General features: G+C 35.6%; 17 protein-coding genes. 11 read left to right on the forward strand and 6 right to left on the reverse strand.

What is annotated here, in order from left to right:
- Positions 1–112 precede the first annotated feature (112 nt).
- The 4 genes from ACN9MR_RS03120 to ACN9MR_RS03135 all read left to right on the forward strand — a co-directional run bounded on the left by ACN9MR_RS03120 (position 113) and on the right by ACN9MR_RS03135 (position 3,664).
- Entirely contained in the window at positions 113–1,315 is a 1,203-nt protein-coding gene (locus ACN9MR_RS03120; protein WP_426328205.1) for a hypothetical protein, read from the forward strand.
- 205 nt (positions 1,316–1,520) lie between these two features.
- A complete protein-coding gene (locus ACN9MR_RS03125) occupies positions 1,521–1,829 on the forward strand; it encodes a hypothetical protein (protein WP_426328206.1) in 309 nt (102 codons plus the stop codon).
- Positions 1,830–1,840: 11 nt separating this feature from the next.
- Entirely contained in the window at positions 1,841–2,803 is a 963-nt protein-coding gene (locus tag ACN9MR_RS03130) for a hypothetical protein (protein ID WP_426328207.1), read from the forward strand.
- 636 nt (positions 2,804–3,439) lie between these two features.
- On the forward strand, positions 3,440–3,664 hold the full coding sequence (locus ACN9MR_RS03135) for a hypothetical protein (RefSeq protein WP_426328208.1): 225 nt from the start codon (positions 3,440–3,442) through the stop codon (positions 3,662–3,664).
- Positions 3,665–3,891: 227 nt separating this feature from the next.
- Here the strand turns inward: ACN9MR_RS03135 and ACN9MR_RS03140 are convergent, their stop codons facing one another.
- A complete protein-coding gene (locus tag ACN9MR_RS03140; protein ID WP_426328209.1) occupies positions 3,892–4,197 on the reverse strand; it encodes a hypothetical protein in 306 nt (101 codons plus the stop codon).
- A 148-nt stretch (positions 4,198–4,345) separates the two neighbouring features.
- On the opposite strand from ACN9MR_RS03140, the gene ACN9MR_RS03145 reads away from it, so the two are divergent.
- Entirely contained in the window at positions 4,346–4,498 is a 153-nt protein-coding gene (locus ACN9MR_RS03145) for a hypothetical protein (protein WP_426328210.1), read from the forward strand.
- Here ACN9MR_RS03145 and ACN9MR_RS03150 read toward each other — a convergent pair.
- The 4 genes from ACN9MR_RS03150 to ACN9MR_RS03165 form a co-directional block, all read right to left on the reverse strand.
- Positions 4,495–4,770, reverse strand: coding sequence for a hypothetical protein (locus ACN9MR_RS03150; RefSeq protein ID WP_057932486.1), 276 nt, complete (start codon positions 4,768–4,770; stop codon positions 4,495–4,497). The genes ACN9MR_RS03145 and ACN9MR_RS03150 overlap by 4 nt on opposite strands.
- 134 nt (positions 4,771–4,904) lie before the next feature.
- The gene (locus ACN9MR_RS03155; protein WP_426328211.1) at positions 4,905–6,059 is read right to left on the reverse strand and encodes a hypothetical protein; all 1,155 of its coding nucleotides are present in this window, start codon (positions 6,057–6,059) and stop codon (positions 4,905–4,907) included.
- Between the two features lie 181 nt (positions 6,060–6,240).
- Positions 6,241–7,047, reverse strand: coding sequence for a lysophospholipid acyltransferase family protein (locus tag ACN9MR_RS03160; protein WP_426328212.1), 807 nt, complete (start codon positions 7,045–7,047; stop codon positions 6,241–6,243).
- Between the two features lie 339 nt (positions 7,048–7,386).
- Positions 7,387–9,138, reverse strand: a complete 1,752-nt coding sequence (locus ACN9MR_RS03165; RefSeq protein WP_057932483.1) for a lysophospholipid acyltransferase family protein — start codon at positions 9,136–9,138, stop codon at positions 7,387–7,389.
- Positions 9,139–9,232: 94 nt separating this feature from the next.
- Here ACN9MR_RS03165 and ACN9MR_RS03170 point away from each other — a divergent pair, with 94 nt between their 5' ends.
- The 3 genes from ACN9MR_RS03170 (at position 9,233) to ACN9MR_RS03180 (ending at position 12,797) form a co-directional block, all read left to right on the forward strand.
- The gene (locus ACN9MR_RS03170; RefSeq protein ID WP_426328213.1) at positions 9,233–10,132 is read left to right on the forward strand and encodes a ComEA family DNA-binding protein; all 900 of its coding nucleotides are present in this window, start codon (positions 9,233–9,235) and stop codon (positions 10,130–10,132) included.
- A gap of 1,082 nt (positions 10,133–11,214) precedes the next feature.
- Positions 11,215–12,369, forward strand: a complete 1,155-nt coding sequence (locus ACN9MR_RS03175; RefSeq protein WP_426328214.1) for an acyl-CoA dehydrogenase family protein — start codon at positions 11,215–11,217, stop codon at positions 12,367–12,369.
- Positions 12,370–12,623: 254 nt separating this feature from the next.
- Complete coding sequence (locus ACN9MR_RS03180; RefSeq protein ID WP_167343677.1) at positions 12,624–12,797, forward strand: DUF6496 domain-containing protein; 174 nt, start codon at positions 12,624–12,626, stop codon at positions 12,795–12,797.
- Between the two features lie 116 nt (positions 12,798–12,913).
- Here the strand turns inward: ACN9MR_RS03180 and ACN9MR_RS03185 are convergent, their stop codons facing one another.
- Positions 12,914–13,300, reverse strand: coding sequence for a hypothetical protein (locus tag ACN9MR_RS03185; protein WP_426328215.1), 387 nt, complete (start codon positions 13,298–13,300; stop codon positions 12,914–12,916).
- A gap of 168 nt (positions 13,301–13,468) precedes the next feature.
- Here ACN9MR_RS03185 and rpsU point away from each other — a divergent pair, with 168 nt between their 5' ends.
- From rpsU to hpf, 3 genes are all read left to right on the forward strand, one after another.
- Positions 13,469–13,663, forward strand: coding sequence for a 30S ribosomal protein S21 (gene rpsU, locus ACN9MR_RS03190; protein ID WP_086549247.1), 195 nt, complete (start codon positions 13,469–13,471; stop codon positions 13,661–13,663).
- 163 nt (positions 13,664–13,826) lie between these two features.
- A complete protein-coding gene (locus tag ACN9MR_RS03195) occupies positions 13,827–14,711 on the forward strand; it encodes a tyrosine-type recombinase/integrase (RefSeq protein WP_426328216.1) in 885 nt (294 codons plus the stop codon).
- 14 nt (positions 14,712–14,725) lie between these two features.
- Positions 14,726–15,073 carry a ribosome hibernation-promoting factor, HPF/YfiA family gene (gene hpf / locus ACN9MR_RS03200; RefSeq protein WP_025143266.1) on the forward strand — a complete coding sequence of 116 codons (348 nt, stop codon included), beginning with the start codon at positions 14,726–14,728 and terminating at the stop codon, positions 15,071–15,073.
- The last annotated feature ends 500 nt before the right edge of the window (positions 15,074–15,573 follow it).

Consider the following 15,573-nt stretch of genomic DNA (forward strand, 5'->3'; position numbering starts at 1 on the left):
TAATATTACAATTTCTTAACCTTCGGTTTACGTAATGTTAAACCTGGGTTAATGTATTCAGAACATAGGAAAACTAAATTTACACATCAAAGGAAAATTAAAAAGATTAAAAATGAAAAAATTACTTTATGCAATTGCTGTGTCAGCTACAATTTTTACGGGCTGTTCAAAAGACGAAGATGATGAAATCCCTACAAAAGTTCCGGTAGTAGGCGAAATCACAGGCGATATTACAGCTAACAGGACATTGGCTTTTGGTAATTATACGTTAAAAGGTATTGTTAAAATTCAATCAGGTGTTACGTTAACTATCGAGGCCGGTTCTACTTTTACCGCTGATAAAACTGATGGTGATGATGGTTTAGTAGTATTAAATGGTGGTAAGCTGATTGCCAATGGTACTGCAGATAATCCGATCGTATTAACCGAAAAATCAAAAGTTGGTGGTTCTTGGAACGGTATCATCATGTATGGTGATGCGCCGATTGTAAACTCAGCAGCACCAGGGGTACAAACTTCAAACTCCGAGGATGGTTTATTATTGCCATATGGTGGATCTAACGCTGCCCACAATGGTGGTTCATTAAAATATGTAAGGGTAGAATATGCAGGTCGCGTAATTACTACCAACTCAAAAGAGCAAAACGGTTTCTCTTTCTACTCAGTGGGTAGTGGAACAGTATTAGAAAACCTGGTTTCTTATAAAGGAAATGATGATGGTTTCGAATTTTATGGTGGTACTGTAAGTGCTAAAAACTTAATCTCTTATGGTAATGCTGATGACGCTTTTGATTGGCAAGATGGCTGGAGAGGTCAAGACAATACCAATTGGTATGCTTATCAAACTGGTGTGGCTAACTATGGTATGGAAGTAGAAGCAAAAAGTATTAACAATGCATTTTGGCCTAAAGTAACCAACATTACTTTAAAAAGAGCTACTGGTACTACAACTGAAGCACAAAGCGAAATCCAGTTAGATGCTTTCCAGTTTAAAGCAGAAGGTAATGGCGATTACAGCAATATCGTAATTGATGGATATAATAGCCAAACAACTCCAACAGTACTTGTCGGTGGGGCTGTTCAAATCAAAGATTTAATTACTTATGACCATCAGGTAACAACGGGGAAAATTAAGTTAACTAATGTTAAAGTAACTAATACCCCTACATTGTTCATCGCTGGTGCAGCAACTTTCACAGTAAACGCAGCGAGTTTTGGTACAAACTGGACAGTTTCTACCACTGCAACAGGCGCTTCTTTAACAAAAGGAAAATGGGCTACTGTTGATGGTGTAGATTTGTTAGCTAATTTATAAGAATTACTTATTCTTTATAAGAATTTTTGAAAAGGGTGTTTGCCGTTAAGGCAAACACCCTTTTTTTGTTAATATTATTTCGAGTATAATTAATTGCTATTTCGTTTTTATGTAATGTATTTTTATTTGATGTTCATTGGCTTATTTATTCTTAAACTTAATGCATAGTTAATTTTTGTTTAACCTATTGTGTGTATTTTTAGTTATGAAAAATCTAAATACCTATGTTCTTAAAATTGCAATAGTTGCAGTTTTATCAATCACTTCCTTAACGGGATGCAAAAGAGAAGTAAACGTTCCGAAATTGGAGGTCAATAATAAATTAGATGCTACACAAAAAAATAGATTAATAAAATATTTGGCCATATCAATGAGTGTGGGTATTAATGAAATCGTATATGATGAAAACAAATGCGAGTTTACTGTAAGGGGTGGAGCATATAAAGTTTCGAGAAAAGACCTTGAACTGAGTTATTCGTATGCAAATGAATATAAATTTGTTAACGAAAAATAATACGGGATAATATGAAAAACAAAATATATTTCTTGCTTATAAGCATAATGATTTTCTTTAGTTCTGTAAATGCACAACAAATCAAAATTAGCTCTTTTTCTATTGAACCAAACTATTTAACAAATGGGGCGATATTAATACCAGATGCCACTAAAACTACTGGATTTAAGTATAGATTCAATTTGTCTCGTGATCTTTTATCTACAGGTGGGTTTTATAATGGTGCGTGTAAGGTTTATATAGCTTACTCTAAAGTTAGCGACTTTTCAAGTTCAACTATTCCACTTCAATATGTTGTGGTAGATTCGATTTCATTAACTAACGATTCTTTCAAAAATGCAGCTGGTCAGGCTGACAGGGAGACTATTTACAATACAACAATTAAAACTTCATTTGATTCTAAAGTTCCTGCTGGCTTAACTGGAGCCGATTTTTCTTCTGGTTCTATTTCTTTGTTATTGAAGTTTTACGATAATGTTCAGAATACAACCCGCATAAGCTCGACAAATATTAAATATGGTTTGACTCTGGCGCCTCCTCCTTCCCCGTCGTCCTATATTACCATTAACTCAATAAATAAAGTAGAAACGATTCTATTTGGAACTGACTGTGGCTTTCCTCATGCTTATGGTACCTCTTACAATCCTAATGGTTTTATGGAAAATGGTGTCTGGAAGTTTGCATACGATATTTCGTTTACTAAAAATAATGCATCGGTCGTGGATAGCGATATATATTGGGAATGGGAAGTTGCAGACATGTCTAACTATCCTGTAACTGAAAAGCAGTTTTTAGTATATCCTTATGGAACAATTAAAGGCACGCCGATGAACGGAAACAAAAAAGTTTTTGTAGAAGCAAATGACTACTTGGATGAGTATGATTCGAAAGTTTTTGTTAGGGCTAAGTCAAGGTCAACCGGAAGTGTTTTATCGTCCACGTTCACATTATATTTCAATGGTGTTAACCATTAGGTTATAGAGAACGAAAACATCGGAACTTTTACTTTAGATACGACTCCTGGAATATGGCACCCTTCCTCTGGAAATTATCAGTTACAATATACCATTTCTAGTGGTAAATATACAACGTCGGTAATTGTACTAAAAATCTTATTGTCAAGAATTTAAAGATCTGTCTTTAACCCTTATACTTATTTTAACGATAAATAAAAGGAGTGTTCGCCATTACGGTGAACGCTCCTTTTACGTTTATAAGCTTTTCCGATTATATATGCATTATTAACGTCAAATTAAATGCATCCTATTTGTTGATTTTCAGGAGCCCTCGCCATGAACGATAAAATTAATGGTTTCAAAAAGATTGATTACCCCTTGGTGGTACCAAGTTATCCCTAAGGTAACCTTATCTATAGCTGATATTCGCCAATTCTTTACCCTTTAGGTAATGAATTAGGTAACGCCAGGGTAAAGAAAAGGTAACCAAAGGGTAACCCTGGGGTTAACCTGGTAGCAAGAAAAGGTAAACAACAGGTAAAGAAAGGGTAATCAGATACGGCCTTTTCGGTGGCCTTTCCTATACTGAATTTATTTTACAAAAGTGGAGAAAATTTAATTGCTGGTACACGAACATCTGATCCAAATTCAGTAATGAATGGTAGCACAGGTTTAAGTGATTATAGTGCTTACACATATCCATTGTTACCTTCTAATTATGATGTTAACGCCATCAGTACTTTATATCCAGTTAATAATAATAGTTTAGTGGTACCTTATATTTCTGGTAACAAATATTTTTCACCTTATGGTGAAGATTATTTTAAGATGAGTTATCCAGCGCAAGGGGTAAGTTACCATTGGAGGCTATTGGTATAAATGGTATGGTATATGATGAAACTATAGGGACTTTTACAAGAGAAACAACTCCAGGAATAGGCTTCCCTGTTTCTGGCAATTATCAGTTGCAATGTACAATTTCTGTTGGCAAGTATACAACAACAATAACAGCAGTAAAAAATATTATTGCACAGTAGCTATTGAGTAATTAAAAAGCGGGTGTTCATCATAATGGTGAACACCCGCTTTATTTTATAATCGTATTTTTATACTGTCTCTTTAACCTCTGCTTTTGCTTTCTTTGCTACAGCAGGTTTAACTGTTTTAGCCTTCGGAGTTGCAGGAGTTACTTGCTCTTCTTTGATATATGGCGTTATAGAATCATCTTGAGTGGCGAAAGTAACTTTTTTAGTTAATTGCTTTGCAAACTTTTCGATTACTTTATCAGTTTTTTTTGCTTTGCCGTACTGGATAACAAGTTCGTTAAATGCAAGGGCTAGTTTCGATTCTAATTCTTTACGTAATTTTTTGCTTGTCGAATGATTTTTCGACTTGGATTTGTTCTTTTTCATCTAAAACTTATGGGTTTTCCCAAAGATAGAAAATCGGAAAGTTAAATTAATATTATCATTATGTTAACACTTGTAGGGGTGGTTAACATGTAAAATATTTCCTATAACTTAGTTTAAATCAGATCGCTTAGGTTTTAATCCAACGAATATGAACTATCCAATATTAATCGGAGTAATTATTTTTGTTACCATTTTAATCGTTTATCTTATCAAAAGAAACCAAAAAGACAAAAAGGAATTTGAAGAAGAGGTAATCCAGTCAGAACTTCCGCCTGAGAAAGATGATAAAGAAAACAGCTAAAAAGTATTTCCTGGCGCTATATCGCCGCCCAGATCGAGTGTATTCTGGAAACCTTCCAGGTATTGAAGTAAATGCCGCTCGGCATTTGCGTAAGAAGTAAATGTTGATGCTGGCTCATAGGCATCAGAATCAGTTTTACTTTTATAAAATGAACTGATTTTGAAAACGAAAACTTTGCCATCATTAATGGGCGACATAATTCTAGCCTTTATAGCGTGACCGTTCACCTCAACAAAAAATTCCTTTAAAACGGTATAGATAATAGCAGACATAGACAAGGTTTTAGATTTAACTCAATATGAGAAATCTAAATTACCTTAAATAGCTAATGAATCAACCTGTTGTTGATAAGATAATGATTTATTAACATTAATTTAATATGTATTCTTTTATTTATGCGAATGGCTTATTTCTTAATAGGTTCATATGCATAAACCACTTCGTATTTACTGTTCCTGAGATTTGAAGAAAGTTGTCCGATTTTTAGATTCTGAGCCTGGGGTGTAGGCTCGCAGTACGAATACTTTTTACCTTTATAAGTAATCGGTTCGCCAACTGGTTTGTCAAACTGAACAGCAATGGTTAAATGTTTAGGGTATAGCAAGGCAATCATCGGCAGGTTATATATTTCCTTTACCAGAAAGAAAAATAGTGCGGCCCGGTCATCGCAATCGCTGTAGGTACTTAATAATGTTTGTTCAGGTGAAAAACGTTTTTCCTTGCCAAAATTTTCACCGTCATCTTCATATAAAAAACCATAACGGGTAAATCTCATCAGGTAATCAACACCTTTTTTCTGATCCATGCCTTTTAGGTTTTCTTTCAGGGTGGGAATAAGAGAGCTGTATGTTTCCCGGCTCAAAGGAATATTAAAATAACTCTCAAAATCCACTACCGGATAGTTTTTGAAAATGGTTTGTACATCTTCATTAACTTTTAGCTTAAAATGATGGATTTTTTGACGGTAACTAAATTCGATATCTTTTTCCTGATAACTTTCCGGTTTAAAATCGGGCATTCGGGTAACCTTATAAGAAAAAGGGTTTTTAGCCTCTGGTATTGAAATTTTAACGGGCTTGTAGGCATCGGCCTGTTTAAACAGTTTGCCGTAATCGTGGTAATTCAGGCACATAAACTTTTTATCATCAATCATAAAAAATGGGATATCGCTGATATCTTCTTCATTTCTTACATAAAAGATAACCTGATCATTGCCTACAGCTAACCTTGCATCGTAGCCGCATTTACTCAGCAAAAACCATTTGTATAAAGTATAGCCAAAATAATTATCTGCTTTCGGACTAATCTGTTCGGCTGTTTTGCGGATCAGTTGGTAATAAATCCAGTCGTTTAACTTATATTTTTTCTGGTATTTTTCTAAAGACGAAATAAGGGGGCTATACTGGCCAGAAGAGATGTGGTTGTAAAAGTTCGAAACGGCTGATGCAGTTGCTGTTTTAGGAATTGGAAAAACCACTGAAGAATCTACACTAAAATTAAAGGTCCCATCATAAAAATCGAAAGAATAATTCTGTCCCCTCGAGACGATGCTACTGATCATCAGATAAGCGAATAAAATAGTCCTCAAAATATATGTGTAAATCCCTCTTTTCAAACCGCGCTATATTTGGTTACATTAAATTTACCTATTATTAACATAAAAGCAACAATTTCTTTATGTGAACAAATGGGGTATTGCTTAATGGGAAATTAACATTGTATTTTCATGAATTCCGATCCACTTATTTTTTTAGGGAATAAAGTTCCTTTCTTAAATATTTTAAAAGCGAGGTATTACAATCCTTACAGTCTATTTCTTTCAAATGAATGGGTTTGCCGATACTGATTTTTAACTGGTGACCATTTTTGTTGAATAACTCTGAAATCAGCTTTGCTGTTTGTAACGAAGGGTGTATAAATTTCAGCATGCTAAAAAAGATGCCATTATTGCCATGAAAATATACCGGTAATATGGGTACATTGGCTTTTGAGATAATTTTCCCAACCACGGGATGCCATTCGCGGTCGGTAATCTGATTTTTTCTGAATTTATAAGAAGAAACTTCTCCTGCCGGAAAAATAGCAACAGGGCTGCCATTTTTTAAAACTTTTAAAGTTGTTTTTAATCCGCTGATACTTGATGAATCCTGAACTTTTTCGAACGGATTAACCGCGATAATACATTTCTCAAGGTTTGGGATTTTCTTTAACAGAAAATTTCCCATAAACATTGTATCAGGTCGGTAATTGGAAAGAGTACTTAATAATGCCAATGATTCTATAGCACCGTAGGGGTGGTTTGCAATCGCAATAAATGCACCTTCTTTTGGAATGTTGGCTAAATCCTCATCACTGATCTGGATAGTAACGCCCAGAACATCCAGAATATGATTGGCAAATTTTTCTCCTTCTAAGGTATAAGCATCTCTAATAATTCCATTGAAGTCGTTAATCTTCAAGAACCTCATTAAAAAGGAAGCAAGACCAGGGATTGGAATATTACAAATGCCTGTTGCCTTTGAAAAATTCTCTTTAGAAATGACTGTCATAATTATATTTCAAAATTGATTCCATTAGGGAGCCAACTTGATAAAGGATTTTTTATTTGAGCTAAATATAAGGGAGGGAAACATTCGGCTCTCACGAAGAAGAATGTTTATCATAGCTCATACAGAGTACCTAAAGATAATGGAATAATATGAACAACAGCGTATTAATCGATTAAGAAATTGTGAGGAAGAAAATTCTATAAATAATATTTCATTAACACCAATTTAACAGGGTAGGCCTACTTTTGTGGCATAAATATTTGGTTAGTATTTATAAAGTTTAGGTTAGTTGATAATAAAAAACCCAGATGGATGTCTGGGTTTTTTTATTGAATTCGTTTATAGGTTCTTACCGAGCTTTTCGAGCATTTCTGGTGGAATATTATGCGTATCAACCACTAAGAAGCCATCTAAGCAATCAGAAAATTTAGGATCGATATTGAATGAGATAATCTTCGCATTCAGGTTCATATACTGCCTCAACAATACCGGAATCTTAATATGCGAGTTTTCAATATCTCCGATAATGCTATCCAGATCTTTAAAAGACTCACTGCTATCAACCAATGTATCTGTAGAAATTGGTAAAAGATCAGCTTTAAACTTGTTTCTTGGCTTTACATACTTTGCCATCTCATAATCGAAATGGTTTTTGGTAATGTAATCTACAATTAAGGCCTTACTAAATTTAGAGAAGTTGTTGCTAATGCTCACTGGTCCGAACATGTAGCGGTACTGTGGGTTATCGATCAGGTATTTTAAAATTCCTTTCCAGAGCAAAAATAATGGGAGTGGTTTACCCTGGTACTCCTTTCTGATCCACGATCTGCCCAGCTCGATCCCTTGTCTCAACATTGGGTAGAACTGATCTTTCATTTTAAACAGTTCAGACAGGTAGAATCCACGGCGGCCCATGCTTTCTAAAATTTCATCTCCTTTACCAATCCGGTAAGCACCTACAATATTTTCTAAATCCTTGTCCCATATAAATAAGTGATTATAGTAGATGTCGTAATTATCAAGATCGATTTTTTTGTTTGTTCCTTCACCAACCTCGCGGAAAGTAATTTCACGTAAACGGCCAATTTCCCTTAAAATATTGGGGATTTTTAATGTCGGAACAATGTATACTTCGTAATTTTTTTCCGTCCAAACTTTAAAATCTTCTAAAAGCACCACCTCATTTTTAATTAAAACCCTCGAAGTTTCTTCAATTACCTCAACAGGTTTCTTTTTAATCTTGAATAAGTTCAGTGGATTAAAGAGTTTTTTCTCTGTATCTAAGCCAACACCAAGTGCATATGTCCGGGCCCTTAAAAAGTCCATCAGTTTATTGCTGCTGTTCATGTGCGAAATTTCAGATACAGCTATTGGTTTGCCAATCCGCACCTTAATGGTGCGCCCATGTTTATTTAAAAATTCCGAAGGTAACTTTGCAGTACGCAGGGTAGGGTGGATGAAGCTTAAAATGTTAAAGAAAACACCGTTATTGCCGTGAAAATAAATAGGTACAACAGGTACTTTTGCTTTAGCAATCAGTTTTCCAACAACAGGATGCCACATCCTGTCGGTCACCTGTTGGGCATCTAACTTAAAGGTAGAAACCTCTCCTGCAGGGAAAATACCAATCGGTGTTCCATTTCTGAGCAGATCAAAAGTCGTTTTTAATCCACTGATGCTTGAAGAGTGCTGCACATTTTCGAAAGGATTTACAGCAACAAAAAATTCATCCAGGTTTGGTATTTTTTTCAAAATAAAGTTGACCATCACTTTGGCATCAGGTCTAACCGTACACAAAAGTTTAACTAAAGCCAAGCCTTCTACACCACCATAAGGGTGATTTGCAATAGCAATAAAAGGGCCTGTTTTCGGAATACTATTTAAATCATCATCATCAAATTCTATAGATACGCCAATGGTTTCTAATATCTTGTCTACAAATTCTAAGCCTTTAAAGTGTTGATTTTGAGCGAATACGTCATTGATGTCGTTCAGTTTCATGATCTCCATCATCAAACCTGCTAAACCTGGTACACCTAGCTTATCTATCTTTGTTGCTTTTGCAAACTCAGATGTAGTTATGATCTTCATATAAATTCTTAGATTGTTGATAGGCAAAACCTGTTCTGTTTTGCAATTCCAAAAATAAGATTTATATTTATAATACACATGTCATATCGCATCAATGAGAATTTGGCTCAACAAAAATTTTGGTGTTAGCAAAAGTGAATTTAATGGATTGCTATTTCTAGTCTTTATTATTATTGTAATTAAGGCAACGCCTATTATATATGGCTATTATCGGCCAGTTTCAAATGATAGTTCAGATCTTTTAGCACAAATTCAGAAGCTAACCATAAGAGATCGGGCATATGCCAACACTATCCGTGATCGGCTTGAAAATTCAAACCCCGAAAAAACGGTTAAACTTTTCAAATTCAATCCCAACACTTTAGATGCACGGGGTTGGCAAACTTTAGGTTTATCAGCAAAACAGGCACAATCGGTTATGAATTATACCGCTAAGGGCGGTAAGTTTTACAAAGCCGAAGATCTTCAGAAAATGTATACCATTTCACCAGAAATGTACAAAAAGATATTACCTTATGTTAACATACCCGATCAGCCCGTTAATGCCTCAAGAAAATATATACCTTTCAACAAAAAGGAATACGCTAAAAAAACTTTAGTAATCGTCGATATTAATCAGGCCGATTCTGCACAATTGGATGAGATAAAAGGTATAGGCGGAACTTTTGCGCTTAGAATTATTAAATACCGTGAACGTTTAGGTGGTTTTTACAAAAAAGAGCAGCTACTAGAAGTTTATGGTTTAGATTCTAATAAGTATGCCGAAATTAAAGATCAGATTGAAATCAGTAATACCCCATTAAAAACGATAAATATAAATACAGCAACATTTAACGATTTAAAGCGCAATCCATACCTTTCTTACAAGCAGATTAATGCCATTATTCAATACCGTAAGCAGCATGGCAATTATTCAGGCATATCTGATCTGAAAAAGATTGTGCTCCTTAACCAACAGGTGATAGATAAAATTACCCCTTATATTTCTTTTTAAAAGCTTAAGATTATGGGCTAAATGTTTTTGAAAAGCAATAACATGCCGGTGCAAGTTTTAAAAGGAATAAATTTTCTATTTGATTTGGAAAGCAATGGTAGTGCTAATCGGTCCCGATAGCCCTGCTTTACACTTTACCCTCCCGATGAAAACCTGTGAAACAATTACTCATATCGGGAGGGTGCCCGTTCCAATCAGGTTTAATTATGTAAGAGCAGTGCTTGTCAACCTCAAACATAGTGCCGGCCGAGCCACCTAAACCTGATCGGAACGAACACGGAGTGCAACGGAGTAAAGTGGAGAGCAGGACTGAATAAGCCCCAAAGCTTCTGTACCTGATTTCCAAAAAGGAAGAATAAATTTATGTATTGCCTGGTCCTGGTTAATTACAATTCAAGGTTTAAAAGGAATAAATTTTCTATTTGATTTGGAAAGCAATGGTAGTGCTAATCGGTCCCGATAGCCCTGCTTTACACTTTACTCTCCCGATGAAAACCTGTGAAACAATTACTCATATCGGGAGTGTGCCCGTTCCAATCAGGTTTGTAATGTTAGGGCAATGCTGGTCAACCCGCAAATCATAGTGCCGGCCGAGCCACCTAAACCTGATCGGAACGAACACGGAGTGCAACGGAGTAAAGTGGAGAGCAGGGCTGCATAAGCCCCAAAGCTTCTGTACCTGATTTCCAAAAAGGAAGGATAAATTTATGTATTGCCTGGCCCAGGTTAATTGCAATTCATGGTTTAAAATCTTTTCAGCCAAAAGCTGCTTTCAGTTGTTTTTTCCTGCGAGCCGTGATACTGAACTTGTTTCAGTATCCATCATGCTGTTTTTTTTAAGATACATAAACTGTTAATACGTTATCCTCGTTCAATCCAAAACGCCACTATCAAAAATTATTCGGCTATCGTTGTAAGAAAAATAGAAAAAATTTTCTTCTTTAATTTCAAGGTTTAAAATTAACCGATAAACTAATTGAACCGAATACCATTTCATTCTGTAATTGCACAAATATTTAATGGTAACTAACTATCAAATAATTGTTTATAATTGCCTCAACTAACTTTAAAATATAAATTTAATGAGCGTAAGCTTCGATTTTTCAGAAACAGAAACTCAGCAGAGTGTAAAGGCCATGGTCCGCGATTTTGCAGAGAAAAACATTCGTCCACACATAATGGAATGGGATGAGGCACAGCATTTTCCTGTCGAATTGTTTAAACAGCTCGGAGAATTAGGCTTAATGGGCGTTTTGGTTCCCGAAGAATATGGAGGCTCTGGACTTGGCTATCAGGAGTATGTTGATGTGATTGTAGAAGTGGCCCGGGTTTGTGGCTCAATCGGCTTATCATTGGCTGCACACAACTCTTTGTGTACCGGGCATATTCTGGCCTTTGCTAATGCAGAACAGAAGCAAAGGTGGTTACCCAAGCTAGCTACGGCCGAATGGATTGGTGCCTGGGGTTTAACCGAAGCAAACACGGGTTCGGATGCTTTGAGAATGATGACCACTGCTGTTGAAGATGGCGATTACTATATAATAAATGGTGCAAAAAACTGGATTACCCATGGTAAAAGTGGCGATATTGCAGTGGTAATGGTAAGAACAGGAGAGCAGGGAAGTTCGAAAGGGATTTCGGCCATTGTGGTAGAGCGCGGTACACCTGGTTTTACGGCGGGCAAAAAAGAGAATAAATTAGGCATGCGTGCATCAGAAACCACAGAAATGATTTTTGACAACTGCCGCGTGCCAAAGGCTAATTTATTGGGTAATGTTGGCGAAGGTTTTAAACAGGCGATGAAAGTTTTAGATGGTGGGAGGATTTCTATAGCGGCATTGGCTTTAGGTATTGCAAAAGGTGCTTTTGATGCAGCGGTAGCTTATTCAAAACAGCGCCAGCAGTTTGGTCAGCCTATTTCCAGCTTTCAGGCCATTAGTTTTAAACTAGCTGATATGGCTACAGAGATCGAAGCCGCAGAGCTATTAATCCGCCAGGCGGCAGATTTAAAGAACAGGCATTTGCCTATGACAAAAGAATCGGCCATGGCAAAATACTTTGCCTCAGAGGTTTCGGTAAGGGTGGCAACAGAAGCTGTGCAGATATTTGGCGGTTATGGTTATACCAAAGATTTTCCGGTAGAAAAATTTTATCGCGATAGTAAATTATGTACAATAGGCGAGGGCACCTCAGAAATACAAAAGATTGTAATTGCCAGAGAAGTATTATCAAGGTAGAGGGTTTAAGGTAGAAGGTTTAGGGCTTATGCATCGAACCTTATACCTTAAACCTTTCGCCTTCAACCTTATAAAAACCAAATATATTATGAGTAATCCGGATGGTTTAACCACCTCCGGATTTTTTTTGTTTTAAAATTTTGAAAACCAATTTTCAATTGCCGGTGTTCTTACTAAAGATTAAAGACTAAAAAGCAATAACCAATGGGCAATTACCAATAAACTATTGACCATTGAACTAATGAACTAAAAATATGGCAAAGTATTCAGAAAAAGCTGGTGAGAAAGTAGAAAAAACCATGCACGAAATGAAGGAAGGTAAGCTTAAAAGCGGATCAGGTAAAAAAGTAACTTCAAAAAAGCAGGCAATTGCTATCGGATTATCGGAAGCCAGGAAAGAAGGAGCGAAGGTGCCGAAAAAAGGTTAGGGAGTAAAAGGTTTATGGTGTAAGGTTTTAAAAAACCAATCTTCAAAAGAGTAATTTCTCCTAAACCCTAAACCCTAAACCCTAAACCCTAAACCCTAAACCCTAAACCATTTACATTATTGCGCTATATCTTTCGTAGTTAAAATGCTATCTACTACATAAACACTAAATCCGCGCCAAGGCAGGGTATTTTTATATTCTTTATAGTGGAGTTCGTAAAATTTGCCGCTATTGGCCATCATTTTATCTGCAATTTCTTTACTTGCAATAGAAAACTCAAATTCATTATTTTGCAATGTTCCTGCTTGTCTGGATTTTACCCCACTCTGGATCAATTTCCCTTCGTAGGTTTTAAAGAGATAGCCTTTCTTTACTACATAATTTAATTCGCCGGCCTTAACGCCCTCGCCAAAAACAAAGAAATACCGGTAATAGCAAATTGCTACGAGTAAAATAACGACTATAACCGCGATAATTGAGCCTACTTTTTTGCCTGTTGTCATATCATATAATGTATATATAAATGTAGTTAAACAACAGTTTAGTTTAACTAACGATTTAAATATTTTTTCTTTTTATAAAACCTTTCTCATTTTCAATATTTTGCTTACATTTGCAGCCCCGATAGCACGGGAAATTTTAAAAACCACGAGAGGAGGTATTTCAGCGTTATGATCATTATCAACATTAAAGACGGCGAATCATTAGATAAAGCCCTTAAACGTTTCAAGAAAAAGTTTGAAAAAACTGGTGTATTGAGAGAACTACGTAGTCGCCAAGCATACGAGAAAAAATCCGTTGCTCGTCGTACTGAAATTAAACATGCTGTTTACATTCAGAATATGAATCAAGATACAACTGCATAGTTGTTTAAGATATAGATACGTTAAAAGTCCTCCTGATGTAAAATCGGGAGGACTTTTTTGTTTAAAAGGAAATCAAAAACTTTACAATAAACAATTAATTAATGATTTCTTTATATCAAAACTATTTGTAACTTCATATCAATGCCCCTCAAAAAAATATTGAATGTTGCTAAAAAGTTTTATCACCTATTTAACTCACGAGAAGCGCTATTCTCAGCACACCATTACCTCTTATCAAACCGATCTAGATCAGTTTGAAGCGTACATTAAGACTACATTCAATCTGAACTTTTTAGAGGTAAAGCATGTACATCTAAGGAGCTATATGGTAGATCTGATGGAGAAGGAAGTATCAGAACAGACCATCAATAGAAAAATTTCGACTTTACGGAGCTTTTATAAATTTTTACATAGAACTGGAAAGATTGATCAAAACCCTACTGTTTTAATTAAGGCGCCAAAAATACCCAAAAGGCTACCCGTATTTGTTGATACACAAAAAATGGATCATTTGCTCGATTCGGAGCATTATTTTAACGAAAGTTTTCCATCCGTTCGCGATCATTTGGTAATGGAACTGCTTTATGGAACTGGCATGCGTTTAACAGAGCTGCTTCAGTTAAAGGATACTGATATTGATATTTATTCGGGAACAATAAAAGTATTGGGTAAAAGAAATAAAGAACGGATCATCCCCGTAAATAAACAGCTTATTAATCAGGTAAATACCTATATTGAGCTAAAAAAGTTGCAAAACTTTAATAACAATTTGCCTATCTTAATCGTTACCAATACAGGTGCAGCGGCATATCCAAAATTAATATACCGTATAGTTACCTCATACCTAAACCATGTATCAACTAATGAGAAGAAAAGTCCCCACGTGCTTCGGCACAGTTATGCAACAAGCCTGCTAAACGCAGGGGCAGACCTAAATGCAATTAAAGAACTTTTGGGCCACGCCAGCTTAGCAGCAACCCAGGTTTACACCCACAATTCGATCGAAAGATTAAAAACAATTTATAAACAAGCCCATCCAAAGGCATAAAAAAAGGAGGAAAAATGAAAATCGGAGTTCAATCAATCCACTTCAGTGCAGACAGTAAGTTGTTAGATTTTATACAAAAAAAAGCAAATAAGCTAGATCAGTTTTTCGACCAGATCATTAGCGGAGAAGTGTATTTAAAGTTAGAAAACGTAGAGGATGAGGCCAATAAAATTAGTGAGATAAAACTCATTGTACCGGGAGGCACCCTCTTCGCTAAAGAACAATGTAAATCATTCGAAGAAGCCACAGATCTGGCAATTGAGTCATTAAGAAAGCAGATCACTAAACATAAAGATAAAACACGCGCAAAATTAAGTGAGCATAAAGCAATTTTAAGCGAAAGCGAAGCTGCTGATTACTAAAAATCAGCATAACTTTAAGAAAAGGCAACATGATTAATCATTATGTTGCCTTTTTTATGTGCCATCATGAGAAATTCGCTATTGTTTGTTGTTGGCTAATAAATAATGGTACCGATTGATTTTTTTTAAATTTAATAAGGATATAAACGATTCGGTGGTGTTAAAGGATATAGCTGGAAAGCGCCAGAACATGGGCGCAAGCGCAATTAAACTTAAAAACCGATTCATATTCGTTAGAACACAGAAAAAGTTAAAGAAATAATACAATTTTAAGCGAAAGCAAAGCGACTGATTATGAAGTACCTATTATTTTAAATCATCTTAATTGGGTGAGAGGGCTAAAAAAGTTCACTATTTTTTTTCAAATTTATTTTGAAGTGAAATATAAGTGTGTATATTTGCATTCCCTTTCGGAAACGGTGTTAGGCCAAGAAGAAAAGGCTTGTTCTTTAAAAAGATAAAAGTTTTAAAAAAACACGTTAATAGTATGAAAAATGAAG

Source organism: Pedobacter sp. R-06, from assembly GCF_049913135.1.
Classification (GTDB): domain Bacteria; phylum Bacteroidota; class Bacteroidia; order Sphingobacteriales; family Sphingobacteriaceae; genus Pedobacter.

Excerpts from the sequence above, each read along its gene's own strand:
- ACN9MR_RS03120 (WP_426328205.1), top strand. The coding sequence starts at position 113 with ATGAAAAAATTACTTTATGCAATTGCTGTGTCAGCTACAATTTTTACG.
- ACN9MR_RS03125 (WP_426328206.1), top strand. The coding sequence starts at position 1,521 with ATGAAAAATCTAAATACCTATGTTCTTAAAATTGCAATAGTTGCAGTT.
- ACN9MR_RS03130 (WP_426328207.1), top strand. The coding sequence starts at position 1,841 with ATGAAAAACAAAATATATTTCTTGCTTATAAGCATAATGATTTTCTTT.
- ACN9MR_RS03135 (WP_426328208.1), top strand. The coding sequence starts at position 3,440 with ATGAATGGTAGCACAGGTTTAAGTGATTATAGTGCTTACACATATCCA.
- ACN9MR_RS03140 (WP_426328209.1), bottom strand. The coding sequence starts at position 4,197 with ATGAAAAAGAACAAATCCAAGTCGAAAAATCATTCGACAAGCAAAAAA.
- ACN9MR_RS03145 (WP_426328210.1), top strand. The coding sequence starts at position 4,346 with ATGAACTATCCAATATTAATCGGAGTAATTATTTTTGTTACCATTTTA.
- ACN9MR_RS03150 (WP_057932486.1), bottom strand. The coding sequence starts at position 4,770 with ATGTCTGCTATTATCTATACCGTTTTAAAGGAATTTTTTGTTGAGGTG.
- ACN9MR_RS03155 (WP_426328211.1), bottom strand. The coding sequence starts at position 6,059 with ATGATCAGTAGCATCGTCTCGAGGGGACAGAATTATTCTTTCGATTTT.
- ACN9MR_RS03160 (WP_426328212.1), bottom strand. The coding sequence starts at position 7,047 with ATGACAGTCATTTCTAAAGAGAATTTTTCAAAGGCAACAGGCATTTGT.
- ACN9MR_RS03165 (WP_057932483.1), bottom strand. The coding sequence starts at position 9,138 with ATGAAGATCATAACTACATCTGAGTTTGCAAAAGCAACAAAGATAGAT.
- ACN9MR_RS03170 (WP_426328213.1), top strand. The coding sequence starts at position 9,233 with ATGAGAATTTGGCTCAACAAAAATTTTGGTGTTAGCAAAAGTGAATTT.
- ACN9MR_RS03175 (WP_426328214.1), top strand. The coding sequence starts at position 11,215 with ATGAGCGTAAGCTTCGATTTTTCAGAAACAGAAACTCAGCAGAGTGTA.
- ACN9MR_RS03180 (WP_167343677.1), top strand. The coding sequence starts at position 12,624 with ATGGCAAAGTATTCAGAAAAAGCTGGTGAGAAAGTAGAAAAAACCATG.
- ACN9MR_RS03185 (WP_426328215.1), bottom strand. The coding sequence starts at position 13,300 with ATGACAACAGGCAAAAAAGTAGGCTCAATTATCGCGGTTATAGTCGTT.
- rpsU (WP_086549247.1), top strand. The coding sequence starts at position 13,469 with ATGATCATTATCAACATTAAAGACGGCGAATCATTAGATAAAGCCCTT.
- ACN9MR_RS03195 (WP_426328216.1), top strand. The coding sequence starts at position 13,827 with ATGTTGCTAAAAAGTTTTATCACCTATTTAACTCACGAGAAGCGCTAT.
- hpf (WP_025143266.1), top strand. The coding sequence starts at position 14,726 with ATGAAAATCGGAGTTCAATCAATCCACTTCAGTGCAGACAGTAAGTTG.